This is a genomic window from Dehalobacter sp. (genome assembly GCA_023667845.1).
In the GTDB taxonomy this organism is placed as follows: Bacteria; Bacillota; Desulfitobacteriia; order Desulfitobacteriales; family Syntrophobotulaceae; genus Dehalobacter.
Map to the genome: position 1 here is coordinate 26,128 of JAMPIU010000143.1, position 13,283 is coordinate 39,410.

The 13,283-nt window shown below is 48.1% G+C and carries 10 protein-coding genes; all 10 read left to right on the forward strand.

The window, feature by feature from the left end:
• Nucleotides 1-59: 59 nt before the first annotated feature.
• The 10 genes from NC238_11035 to NC238_11080 all read left to right on the forward strand — a co-directional run bounded on the left by NC238_11035 (nt 60) and on the right by NC238_11080 (nt 13,281).
• Complete coding sequence (locus NC238_11035; GenBank protein MCM1566456.1) at nt 60-734, forward strand: hypothetical protein; 675 nt, start codon at nt 60-62, stop codon at nt 732-734.
• A 94-nt stretch (nt 735-828) separates the two neighbouring features.
• The gene (locus tag NC238_11040) at nt 829-2,457 is read left to right on the forward strand and encodes a cell wall-binding repeat-containing protein (protein MCM1566457.1); all 1,629 of its coding nucleotides are present in this window, start codon (nt 829-831) and stop codon (nt 2,455-2,457) included.
• A 440-nt stretch (nt 2,458-2,897) separates the two neighbouring features.
• Complete coding sequence (locus tag NC238_11045; protein MCM1566458.1) at nt 2,898-4,547, forward strand: cell wall-binding repeat-containing protein; 1,650 nt, start codon at nt 2,898-2,900, stop codon at nt 4,545-4,547.
• A 120-nt stretch (nt 4,548-4,667) separates the two neighbouring features.
• On the forward strand, nt 4,668-6,521 hold the full coding sequence (locus tag NC238_11050) for a polysaccharide biosynthesis protein (GenBank protein MCM1566459.1): 1,854 nt from the start codon (nt 4,668-4,670) through the stop codon (nt 6,519-6,521).
• A 42-nt stretch (nt 6,522-6,563) separates the two neighbouring features.
• Nucleotides 6,564-7,919 (forward strand): nucleotide sugar dehydrogenase, encoded by a 1,356-nt coding sequence (locus tag NC238_11055; protein MCM1566460.1) that lies wholly within the window; start codon nt 6,564-6,566, stop codon nt 7,917-7,919.
• A 40-nt stretch (nt 7,920-7,959) separates the two neighbouring features.
• Nucleotides 7,960-9,003 carry a Gfo/Idh/MocA family oxidoreductase gene (locus NC238_11060; GenBank protein ID MCM1566461.1) on the forward strand — a complete coding sequence of 348 codons (1,044 nt, stop codon included), beginning with the start codon at nt 7,960-7,962 and terminating at the stop codon, nt 9,001-9,003.
• 74 nt (nt 9,004-9,077) lie between these two features.
• A complete protein-coding gene (locus NC238_11065; GenBank protein ID MCM1566462.1) occupies nt 9,078-9,320 on the forward strand; it encodes a hypothetical protein in 243 nt (80 codons plus the stop codon).
• A 193-nt stretch (nt 9,321-9,513) separates the two neighbouring features.
• Entirely contained in the window at nt 9,514-10,374 is an 861-nt protein-coding gene (locus tag NC238_11070) for a transferase (protein ID MCM1566463.1), read from the forward strand.
• A gap of 239 nt (nt 10,375-10,613) precedes the next feature.
• The gene (locus NC238_11075; GenBank protein ID MCM1566464.1) at nt 10,614-11,732 is read left to right on the forward strand and encodes a DegT/DnrJ/EryC1/StrS family aminotransferase; all 1,119 of its coding nucleotides are present in this window, start codon (nt 10,614-10,616) and stop codon (nt 11,730-11,732) included.
• 172 nt (nt 11,733-11,904) lie between these two features.
• The gene (locus NC238_11080) at nt 11,905-13,281 is read left to right on the forward strand and encodes an O-antigen ligase family protein (protein ID MCM1566465.1); all 1,377 of its coding nucleotides are present in this window, start codon (nt 11,905-11,907) and stop codon (nt 13,279-13,281) included.
• Nucleotides 13,282-13,283 lie beyond the last annotated feature (2 nt).

The window sequence follows — 13,283 nt, forward strand, 5'->3', positions numbered from 1 at the left end:
AGAACGGATAGAATGGAAATAGTTACCATTCTATCCGTTGTTGAGGGGATTGTGATTTTATGCGTAAAAAATTTTGGTTGGTTACAGTACTGGTATTTGTTCTGGGGGTGTGCCTCGGCGCAGGAGGACACTTTTTATGGTCAACGACATTGAACCCGGAAGTAAATTCTCCGGCTGAAAAGGACAACGCAGCCAAAGTAGGCACCGTTCAGAGCGGTGATGCTGTTCAGAATGTTCTTCCGGACCTGTTTGCCGAAGGAAATAGCACTGTTGATGGGATAGCTGATGGTACAAATGACGGTACAAATAACAGTACTGACGAAAGTACAAGTGCCTTGACTGAGGCAGAACAGGAAGCAATTATTGCACAGTATAAGCAGGGGCTGGGAATGCTTTTTGATGCCTGGAAAGCCAAAGATATGACTGCGTTCAGAACTGCGATTGCCAATGCTTACACTGGAGACTTGATGGAAAAGCATATCCAGAAGGCAGAAGAGTTTATTTCCAGAGGAATCGGACTGGATGTCGGCAACATCATTTTTGATGACGTGCAAATCGAATCTGCCGACAAATTCTCAGCAACAGTCAATGCCGTTTACTGTTACACTGCCAGAGATTATGACCTGGATGAGCAGTACCCGTTGGGGGAAGAGCAGGAACATCAGGTCCATGTCAGAGCGAATCTAATTAAAATCGGTCAGAATTGGCTGATTACGGGCGAAACGGCAATATAGCAGACGGAGTATTGCAGGATTTAACTGAACGATGGCGAATTCTAGGAGATGAAAAAATTTTGTCTTAAAAAGATTAAGACAGGGAGAGAAACAGATGTTCAAAAGAAAGCCAAGGGCGCTTGCGGTTCTGTTGATCGTATTATTGGTTTTGCCGGTCTATAGTTCCGGTGCATCCGGGGCAGAGATTCAGACGTATCAAAATCCTCCCCTGGAAGTCATTGCCCAGAAGCTTGAGACGATTTCTAGAAACAAGGGAATTCCGAGCGTACTGCTAAAAACAATTGCCTATTGTGAATCGGGTTGGAGACAGTTCGATCAAAATGGTGAAGTGGTAACCGGCAGCACCGACGGAACTTCGAATCCTGCCCTCGGAATCATGCAGATTACCAGTTATGATCCCGGAGATACCGAAGAAGTTAATAAGCTTAAATATGATATTGATTATAATATTTCCCGCGGCGCGGATCTGCTGAATCAAAAATGGCAGATGGTGCCGAAGATTGGTGATGGGGACCGCAACAAGCTGGAGAATTGGTATTTCGCGCTTTGGGCCTATCATGGCTGGTTAGCGTACAACAACCCGAATAATGCCGCTGCCAGAGGCGAGGTACCTTATCAGGACGCGATCATTCGCAAAGCCGCGACAGCATATTTTCCGGGCCTGGTCTCACCTGTCCAAATCACGCCGGTTCCCGCCGAACTTCTGCCGCTTGGCACGCTGCCGAGCAGCAGTCAGATCTGGAATACGCCTGAACCGTATACCCTGGGAGACTTAACTTCCAGTACGGTTGGCACAACCACCCGAATTTCAGGTCAGGACAGGATAGACACGGTCAATCAAATTGCCTTGAACGGATGGTCGAGTGGGGCCCAGACCGTCATTATAACCCGTTCGGATGCATTTCCTGATGCTCTGGCCGGCGTGCCTCTGGCTAAAAAATATAATGCACCGATTTTGCTCACAAACCCGGATCAGCTTGATCAGGGTGTCATTGAGGTGTTGAATACCTTAATGCCCACAAAAGTGATTATTCTGGGTGGAGAGAAGGCCGTCGGCAAATCAGTCGAGACTAGACTCAAGGCCGTTTTGACCTGGACCTCTGATGTTTCCCGGATTGCCGGGGCGGATCGTTATCAGACTGCGGTACTGATTGCCGCTGATTTCCCCAAAGATGCCAGCGTGGCTATTGCTACGGGTATGGATTTCCCGGATGCGTTAAGCCTGGCCACAGCTGCAGCTGCGAACGAGATGCCTCTGCTGCTGACTTCAACCCGAAGCCTGCCTGAGGTTACCAGACAGGACTTAAGCAAACGTTCACCGGGAAAAATCTATATTGGCGGCGGGGAAAAAGTCATTACTGCTGAAGTAGTGACAGCCCTGACTCAGACAACCGGATTGTCTGTGGGGAATATTGTTCGTTTTGCCGGGAGCAACCGTTACGAGACTTCGGTGATGATTGCGGAAGCGTTCTTTCCCAGTACGCAGGAGATTTATATGGCTACTGGACTCGATTTTGCAGATCCTCTCGCCGCTGGCGCCCTGGCTGCAACGAAGAATGCCTGTCTATTGCTGATTTCTCCGCAGGGCTTCACGACAAACGGGCCAACAGAAAATTATCTAAAAAAGATGGCTTCTTCCACAAATGTTAAAGTGATCGGCCCGGAAGCTTCTATTTCTGAATATACGGTTACCCGTGTAAAATATTTACTCAGACAGATGTGATTGATAACATAAATCAATGATAGATTAGTCAAAAATCTGTTAGTAATTCGTCCATAACCAGCCAATTTGATGAGAAGGGGTCGCAAGCAAGATCATTCATTAAATGGAATAATATTGACCTTTTCCGGCAAGCAGCACTTCTTGTCGGAATTTTGTTTATGAGCGTTTATGCGGCTTCCAGCGATTTGGAAAAATTTTGGGGAAGGAAAATCTGTCTCTAAGACGAATTTATTTACTCTAAACCTCTTTTGTGACGGCTACGAAGATGGCATACGATGTGCCTAGTGTCGAATGCGTCAGGATGACAAAGCATTTGACTGGTCTAATGCCGCGACGTCCATGGATAGACTCGTGCAGCGTTGCCACGGACGGCAAAGAGCTGTCGGGGCCATGAATGGTAAGGAGCGGCGGTTTCTGTGTTTCTGATTAGGAGGTAATTAATGCGTTCGAAAAAATATATCCGGTTATTACTGGCCGTGCTTTTCAGTATTTTGCTGCTGATTCCGGCCAGGCCGCTGCCTGTTCAGGCAGCAAACCAGAATCCTACTCCCGAGGAGATATCCCAGATATTTGACCAGGTGGCTCTGGAGGAGAAAGTTCCTGCGGAGATTCTCAAAGCGATTGCGTTCAAAGAATCAGGCTGGCGTCAATGGAACAGTTCGGGTAATGTTGTGACGGGAGGCTCAGGCAGCAGGCCTTACCTCGGTATTATGCAGATTGGGGTATATGATCCTTCCGATTCGGAGACGATTAACCACCTGAAAACAGATATTGCCTATAATATTGCCTACGGGGCTGAAGTCCTGAAATCTAAGTGGAATATGACCCCGACGATCGGAGACGGCGACCCCGGAAAACTGGAAAACTGGTATTTTGCGATTTGGGCCTACAACAGCTGGTCTACCGTCAATAATCCGAATACTGCGGCTGCTTCAGGCAGAGTAGCCTACCAGGATAAAATTCTGAAACTGATTGCCACCGATTATTATGAGGGGCTGACTGATCCTGTCAGTATCACACCGGTGTCGAAGTCTCTGCTGCCGGCGGGGACACTGCCGTCAAAGAATTCTGTCTGGAAGACGCCCGAACCGATTCACTATGCCGGTTACACCCTGGGCCTTCCCATGATCTCCAGAAGTCAAAACAATTTGCTGCTCTCAACTGTGAAAAGAATTTCCGGCCTGAACCGGATTGACACAGCTGTAAAAATCGCTTATGAAGGGTGGCCTTACGGCTGTGAGACGGTCGTGATCGCGAGATCCGATGCTTTTGCGGATGCCTTGGCCGGTGTATCCCTGGCGAAACAGAATCATGCGCCAATTCTTCTTACTTCAAGGGACCAGCTCGACCAGCGGGTGGAAAACGCTTTAACAGTTCTGAAACCACTGAAAGTGATTATTCTTGGCGGTGAAACTGCGTTGTCGTCCAGCGTGGAGAACAGATTGAAGGAAGTTGTTACCTGGACAGAAGATTTTGAGCGTATAGCGGGTCAGGACAGATATGAGACCGCAGCGCTCATTGCGTCCCATTTTCCTGAAGGCAGCGGAGTTGCTGTTGCGACCGGATCAAACTTCCCGGATGCTTTAGGCATCGCTTCAGCTGCCGCGGCCAAAGGATATCCGCTGCTATTGACGGCAAAAGACAGCCTGCCGCAGGCCACCGCAGAACTTCTGCAGACCCTGAAACCGTCTGAGTTATATATTGCCGGCGGGGAAGGGGCTGTATCGGCCGGGGTCGCCGGCAGCATCGCTGGTATCGCAGGTCTCTCCGCAGACAAAGTCCGCCGTTTTGCCGGTAATAACCGCTATAATACTTCGCTCGCAGTCGTGCAGTCCCTGTATCCCGATGCCCAAAAAATCTATCTGGCAACCGGGGAGGGTTTCCCGGATGCTTTAGCGGGAGCAGCGCTTGCTGCTAATATGGATACGCCGCTGTTGCTGATTCCGACGGAAGGGCCTGCAGCCGGTTCCGATACCGAGAAATATTTTCAGAGTATCTCGCCGGACGTGGAACTGGTGGTTTTCGGAGGCAAATCCGTCATCAGTGACAATGCGATTATCCGGATCAAATACCAGATGGTTAAAATATAGCATGAGGGGGGACAAGGAGACGGATCTTTGTCCCCCTTTTGAATTGTAAAATGAGGAAAACTGTAGTAAACTGATAAACGGTGAAAACGAATTACGTCCTGAAAGGTCGGAACCGATAGCGTGGCACATCCCAAACGCACCCTATTTTTAATGCTTACCGATGCTTTATTGATTAATCTTGCTCTTTTTTTAAGCTTCTATCTGCGTCTTTCCGAAGAGGCTGATCTGCAGGTGGAGTTTGTCAAATATTTGGGCACTTATTTGAATGCCGCGATTGTATCAACTTTTGTGCTCATCGTGGTGTTTCACTTCTTTGGGTTGTATAAAAATATTTGGCGATATGCCAGTGTCAGAGAGCTTCTTTCTATTGTTTACGCTGTAACCGTCGGTGCGGCGCTCACAGTCATGGTGGTCTATTTTATTTCCCCGCTCAGACTTCCGCATTCTGTCAGCGTTTACTTCTGGCTGATGCTGATTGTTTTAATCGGCGGACTGCGGTTCAGCCAGAGGATGCGCCAGGAGAATGCTATTTTTGCCGTGTCCAACAAATCGCAGCGAAAAGTACTTATCATCGGAGCCGGTGATGCAGGCGTTCTTGCTTTACGGGAACTCAAGAAAAGAGATTTTCAAGAAGGTGTACCCGTCGGTTTTATTGACGACAGCAAAAGCAAAATTAATCTTCATGTTCAAGGATTTCCGGTGTTGGGTTCCCGTGACGACATCCGGCGGATTGTTGAGGACTATGCTGTTGATGAGATTATCATCGCGATCCCTTCTGCCGATGGAGAGACTGTCAGGGAGATCGTGGAAATATGCAAGGAGACACGGGCGATCTTAAAGATTATGCCCGGCGTATACGACATCCTGAGCGGCAAGATTACGGTGAGTTCTTTAAGGGAAGTACAGGTCGAAGACCTGCTCGGGCGTGAACAGGTATCGGTGGATTTGGAAGAGGTGGCAGGTTACCTGAAAAACCAGGTTGTTCTGGTGACCGGTGCCGGAGGCTCCATCGGATCGGAACTTTGCAGACAGATTGTCAAATTTTTCCCCTCAAAGCTTATTCTGGCCGGACACGGGGAAAACTGTATTTTTGATATTGAGCAGGAGTTGAAGAATTCACCAATAGTGACGGAAATTTTTGATATTAAGGATGCCGGTAAGGTTAACCTTGTTTTTGAAAAGTACAAGCCTTACGTGGTTTTCCATGCAGCTGCGCACAAGCATGTGCCGCTGATGGAGGTGAATCCTGAGGAAGCATTGAAAAATAATGTTATGGGCACGAGCAACCTGGCTGCAGCGGCCGACAAAAACGGAGTCAGGACGTTTGTGCTGATCTCCACCGACAAGGCGGTCAACCCTACCAGCATCATGGGTGCATCTAAAAGGATGGCCGAGATGGTCATCCAGGACTACGACAAGAGATCTGAGACCAAGTTTGTCGCCGTTCGCTTCGGCAATGTTCTCGGAAGCCGCGGAAGCGTCATCCCTACGTTTAAAAAGCAGATTATGGCGGGGGGACCGGTAACGGTAACGGATCCTAGGATGACCCGTTACTTTATGACCATCCCCGAAGCAAGCCAGTTGGTCATTCAGGCCGGCGCGATGGCCTCAGGCGGAGAAATTTTTATTCTTGATATGGGCAAGCCTGTGAAGATCGTTGATCTGGCCAAGGACCTTATCCGTTTATCAGGTTTTGAACCGGGTAAAGATATTCAGATTGAGTTTACCGGCGTGAGACCGGGCGAGAAACTTTTTGAAGAAATTCTAACTTCGGAAGAAGGAACGACAGCAACGAAACATAAACGTATTTTCGTAGCAAGGCCCAACCATATTGATCATGAGGCGATTGAAGGACTGGTGCAGAAAATACGCGAACGTGGCAGCTATATGGACAGGGAGGAAATCAACACTTCCATCAGGACGCTTCTTCCTGACTTTAGGAAGACCATTAATACACAGGCAGCGCAGTCCTGACCATCATGAACGCTTGCACCACAGATATAAGGAGGAACTTCTATGCTGGAAGTTAAAAATGTCATTACGCAGAATCATCCTGTTGCCCTGGAACTCAAAAAGAAAATTGAAAACCATACCGCCCGGATCGGCGTGATCGGTCTTGGTTATGTCGGCCTGCCGCTGGCAGTTGAGAAAGGTAAGGTTGGTTTCCCGGTTCTCGGATTTGATATTAATGCCGAGAAAGTTGCCATGGTATCAGCCGGAGAAAATTATATCGGGGATGTCAAGGATGAGGAGCTTAAAGAACTTGTCGATAAAAAGATCCTTCAGGCAACCACTGACTTTGCTAAACTTGCTGACTGTGATGTGGTGATCATTTGTGTGCCAACACCGCTGACCATTACCAGGGATCCGGATATTTCTTATATGAAGGCTTCCGCTGAGGAAGTCGGAAAAACCATTCGTCAGGGACAGCTTGTCACACTTGAGAGTACGACATATCCTGGAACCACGCAAGAAGTGATCCTGCCGATTCTGGAACAGTCGGGGCTTAAAGTTGGGCAAGACTTTTTCCTGGCCTTTTCGCCGGAAAGAGTTGACCCCGGTAACAAGCGTTTTTCAACGAAGAACACCTCCAAAGTTGTCGGCGGCGTAACGCCTTACTGCCTGGAGATTGCTTATACCTTATATGCACAGACCATTGTGAATGTCGTACCGGTTAGCTCACCGGCAGCAGCCGAACTCACCAAAGTATTTGAAAATACCTACCGCGCAGTCAATATCGCACTCGTGAATGAAATGATGCTATTATGCGACCGGATGGGGCTTGATGTTTGGGAGATCGTCGAAGCTGCTTCGACGAAACCTTTTGGCATCCATACGTTTTATCCGGGACCGGGTGTTGGCGGCCACTGCATTCCGATTGATCCGTTCTACCTTACCTGGAAAGCCAGGGAGTATGACTTCCATACCCGCTTTATTGAACTGGCCGGCGAGATCAATGTTGAAGTCTCTTCTTATGTCGTCAATAAAGTATACCGGGCTTTAAATTCCCTGAATAAAAGCGTTAAGGATGCCAAAGTCCTGGTTGTAGGTGTGGCCTATAAGAAGGATATTGAGGATGTCCGCGAATCACCGGCCCTGATCATCATGGAACTCTTGCGCAAGGAAGGCGCCGTATTAAGCTACCATGACCCTTATGTACCGGTGATTGAGCCGCATGGCGGCAGCACGATGCATTTGGAAAGCATCGCGCTAACCCCGGATGTATTGCAGGAGGCTGACTGCGTCTTAATTATTACTGACCACAGTACTATCGACTACGAACAAATCGTCCAATATGCGCCGTTAGTCGTTGATACGCGCAATGCGACCAAAGACGTGCGGCAGATGCGTGAAAAAATATTCAAGATCTAAGTAAAAGAGGCCCTGTTCCCATGATTGGAGAGTGGAATTTTTGACAGAAGACAAAATAGTATTTGGCGTAATCGGATGCGGAAGAATTGCCCCGAAACATACGGAATCGATTATAGCTATCCCCGGCGCAGAGCTGGCGGCTGTCTGTGACATTGTGCCGGAAAGGGCTGAAGATTTTGCCAGCAAGTACAAGGCGCAGCCGTATATGGATTATCACGATCTTTTGAAGAGAGAAGATATCGATATTGTCACGATTGCAACCCCGAGCGGAAGCCATGCGGAAATCGGGATTGCAGCGGCCAGGGCCGGCAAACACGTGATGGTCGAGAAGCCCATGTCTATGACGCTCCGCGAAGCAGATCTGCTGATCAGGACCTGCAGGGAGAACGGTGTCAAACTGGCGGTCATTCATCAGAACCGCTTTAATAAATCAATTAAATTACTGAAAAACGCTTTGGAGGCAGGACGTTTTGGGAAACTGACCCACGGTCAGGCGACTGTCCGCTGGAACCGGGGAATGGACTATTATCTGCAGGCACCTTGGAGAGGGACCAAACTGCAGGATGGCGGCGTCCTGATGAATCAGTCCATTCATAACATTGATTTATTACAATGGATGTTTGGTCCTGTAGAATCCGTTTTTGGCTATACCCATACCGCCTTAAGAAATATTGAAATGGAAGATGTCGCCGGAGCGGTACTGAAGTTTAAGAACGGCGCAATCGGGCTGATTGAGGCTGCTTCCACGATTTATCCAAAGAATATCGAGGAAACGCTGAACGTTTTTGGGGAAACAGGCTCAGCTGTGATCGGCGGGATCGCAGTGAACCGCGTCGAGGTATGGGAATTCCCTGAAAGTGAAGCTGAAAAGGAGCAGATCTTTGCTGCCCAGGAGACCGATCCGCCCAATGTGTACGGATTTGGCCACCGGGAAATCATAGAGGATATGATCCAAGCAGTCAGGACCGGCGGGATTCCGGCAGTTCCTGGGGAAGAGGGACGGAAGGCACTTGAAATTATTTTATCCATCTATAAATGCCAGGAAACCGGGGTACCGGTTAAACTTCCGTTAATTGAAGATTAAAAAAAGCCATGCACTTCCTTTCCGGTTGGTACATATTTGTATAGTACACTAAAACCGGAAAGGAGATAGGAAAAATGAGACCTCCTTATGATGGACCGGGGCCGGGAACATATTCGATGATGCCGGATTATCACCAGACAATGATGCAGGTCGAGCTTGCCGTCAGGCATGGAATGAGAGAAGCGGGGACTGTGAATGTTAGACACGGTGTTATGGAAACAGCCCTTATTGCTTACCTGTTAGGCAAAGGCTTTGACTATTATCAGGCAGTCCGGATCGTAGAATCCTGGGAACGGAATGAAACTTTCCCTATGTAAATGTTATTTATCAAGGTGAAAGTCACTACATGTGAGGATGTTTATGGCAAAACATCCTCGTTTATTTGTATCAGAAAGTATAAGTACCTATTAATACATCTAAAGGCAATTAAGGTTTGGTGCAAGCTAAGTATTCTTAATGATAGTTCTTAGAATATCAATAAATTAAATTGTATAGAAAGAAGGGTTTGATTTGGCAGCTGAGATTCATTCCGGAGCGGTTATCGCGGCTAGCGCTATGATTGGGAAACAGGTGAGCATCGCCCCTTTTTGCGTAATAGGGGAGAATGTCGTGATTGAAGACGGGGCAATACTGGAGCCGGGGTGTGTACTGGCGGATGGAGTGAAGGTCGGTAAAGATGTTAAACTTGGATGCCATGTCACCTTGGGAAATCAGGCAGTTTTGGAAGCCGGGGTTACCGCAGGGGATCATACCGTGGTATATCCGGGGACGGTGATTGGAGAAGGTACGTTTATCGGCAGCAATTCCGCCGTAGGGCGTCCGCCGCGTGCAGCGGCAACCAGTACGGTCAAAAACACGGAAGATCTGCCGCCGCTTAAAGTTGGTAAAAAGTGTACCATTGGCTGCTCATCGGTGATCTACTCCGGTACAGAGCTCGGCGACGGGGTCTTTATCGGAGACAGGGCCTTGGTCCGGGAGCGTTGCACGCTTGGTGATAAAGTTGTTGTCGGCAGCGGCAGTGCTGTCGAGAATAATACCAGGATCGGATCTTTTACGAAGATCCAGACCGGCTCCTACATTACCGCATATATGGAGATTGAAGAAAATGTCTTCATTGCGCCGATGGTGACAACGACGAATGACAATTATATGGGGCGGACCGAAAAACGTTTTAAACATATCAAGGGAGCCGTAATCCGCAGGGCAGCGCGGATCGGAGGAGGAGCGATCCTGCTTCCGGGCATCGAAGTCGCGGAAGAGACATTTGTCGCGGCAGGTTCGCTCATTACAAAAGATACAGTTGCCGGGAAGGTCTACAAAGGATTTCCTGCCAAAGCCGTCCGGGATGTCCCGGAAGATGAGCTGATCTAGCTAATGTATTACCGAGACCTACCAGGATAAACAATTATATTAATTCTTGAAATTAACTCGTGCAGGGTGTACCCTAAATATATTGTCTGCAGTTGCTCCATGCCATCCATGGAATAAGCGAAGCGCCAACGCTATCCAACGCTTACACGGTATGATGAACTCTAAACAAGACAATTTGTATTCATAGGATCTTTGTTCGACATTAGGCCATCCGTGGCCGTCAGAAAGGGAGGATGCATGTGTCAATTCCACTTTTGGACTTAAAGGCGCAGTACTTATCGATAAAAGAAGAGATTGATCAGGCGGTACTCGGGGTTCTGGACTCCTGTCATTTCATTCTCGGACCGAATGTGAAAGCAATGGAGGAAAAAACAGCAGCGTACTGCGGGACAAAGCACGCTGTTGCTGTTGCCAATGGTACGGATGCACTTGTACTGGCTCTCAAAGCCTGCGGCATTGCACAGGGTGATGAAGTCATCACGACGCCGTTTACTTTTTTTGCTTCGGCAGAGGCAGTTGCGAGTCTCGGGGCAACACCTGTATTCGTAGATATTGATCCGGTCACGCTGAATATGGATATTGACCAATTGGAAAGCAAAATTACCTCCAGGACAAAGGCGATTATTCCTGTTCATATTTTTGGCCAGATGGTCAATATGGATAAGGTCATGGACCTGGCCCAAAAATATGAGCTTAAGATTATAGAGGATGCAGCACAGGCGATTGGTGCCGAATTTAAGGGCAAAAGAGCCGGAGCCTACGGAACAGCTGGGACATTCAGTTTTTTTCCGACCAAGAATCTCGGCGGCTATGGTGATGGCGGTATGGTGGTGACCAACTGTGATGAAATTGCGGAAAAGGTCAGACTGTTCCGTTTCCATGGCTCCAAGACAAAATATTTCCATGAAGAGATTGGCTATAACAGCAGACTGGACGAGATCCAGGCTGCTATTCTCCGCGTCAAGTTTCAGTATCTGGATGAATGGAACAAAGCCCGCAGGCAAAAAGCCGAACTGTACGACAGCCTGCTTAAACCGTTGGCAGATCAGGGGAAAGTGATCCTTCCCGGCAAAGACCCGGAGGCCTATCAGGTGTTCCATCTGTATGTCATGAGAGTCCAGCAGAGAGAAAAAGTCATGGAGAAATTGAAGGAAGCAGGCATTGCTTCAGCGATCTATTATCCGCTTCCGCTCCATCTGCAGAAAGCTTTTGCGTATTTGGGCTACAAGGCCGGTGATTTCCCTGAGGCCGAAAAGGCCAGCGAGCATGCACTGGCGATCCCGTGTTATCCCGAACTGACCCCGCAGCAGCAGGAAGAAATTGTACATGTTATCAACGACTGTTTAATACAGAGCTAAACTGGCATGAGACTTAATATTCTTGAAATCAGTCTGGGAGCCACAGTTCCGCTGTAAGCGGAGCAGGATTGCGTAGCGCGGCTTTTTGTGCCATGGATGGCACAAAAAGCCGAAAAGCGGTGGTGTGGCTAACAGACTAACCCCAAAAAGTGAACGTGAAACAGGAGGCACAATGTTTTGGAATAACGGCATTACGAGAAGGAATGATACCAGGCTTTTTATTTTAGCAATGGCCATGCTCTCAGCAATGATCCTGCCTTCTTTTCCTATTCATCCTTCTCTTCCAAATATTCGATTGGACGAGCTGCTGCTCTTCGGTGTCTTTGGCCTCAACATCCTGCTGTTTGCAGCAAAAGGATTCCGCTTCAGCCCTGAAGAAAAAGAGCAGTTGTTAAAACGCAAACAAGAACATAAGGGGATTCTGCTGATTTTTGTTTTACTCGTATTCTCTTACGCCATTTCCAACATCTATGGCGTGATCATCAAAGGAGCAGGTTATTACGGTCTCCGGGATGTCATGGAACTGGTGACATTCTGTAAATATTATCTGGCCGTAACGCTGGCTTTGTCCATCGATCTGCGAACAGAGGAATTTGACTTCCTGGGCAAAGCTTTTCTTGGCGGTCTTGCCTTCCTGATTATTTTCGGCTGGGGACAGCATTTTAACGTACTGAATATGAATACCTGGCTGTCGCCCTATTTTGACCAGCAGCACTGGCAGCTCCTTTTGGTCGGCAATCCGGCCAGGGTGCAGGGTACCTTTGACAACCCGAATTTCTTCGGTATATTTACTGTCATGACGCTAGCCTATCTGACCGTTCGCTATTATTTCGGTGAAGATCACAAAAAATTTCCGGTTTTGCTGTTTATTTTGATCGGATTTGTGATCAAACTGGAATTCCTGACGATATCCCGGACAGCCCTGGTCGGTATTGGGCTGCTTTTCCTTATTTTAAGCATTTGGGCTTTTGTCTATCACCGGCATAACAAAAAGGTTCTGATTAAAATAGCGGCGCTGTTTGTGCTGACGGCAGTTCTTTTCCTAACGGCTTCAGGCGATTTCTTCTACAGGCTGCAGGAAGGACTCGACTTTTCCAACAGTACTTCTTTCCAGGGCCACCTGGACCGCTGGGGAAAAGCAATCGGCAGCATTTGGGATTCTCCGGTCTTTGGCTGGGGTACGCAGAAATACGTGATGACAACTCTTGTGGACAATGAGTATGCGCTGTATGCCAGAAGGTATGGTTTTTTCGGGCTGGCGATCTATCTGAGCTTCTTTTTGCTCCCGTTTATTCTTGGCATCAGAAACCTTCGCGCTAAGATTGCTGCCTCAGGACGGGGACTCGTATTCAGCCAGCCGATGCAGTTTATGGCAGCGTATGCCGCAGTACTGCCATCCATCTTTGTGTTTAATATCATGGCGGGTATATTTTATAATCTGCAGCTGATGACTTTTTTTGCAATTTGTATGGGTCTGGCTTATAATTCGTTTGCGGAGCAAAGGGGGATAAACGATACGTCCCTAAGACCCCTCAGTTCCCTCGAGTAAGG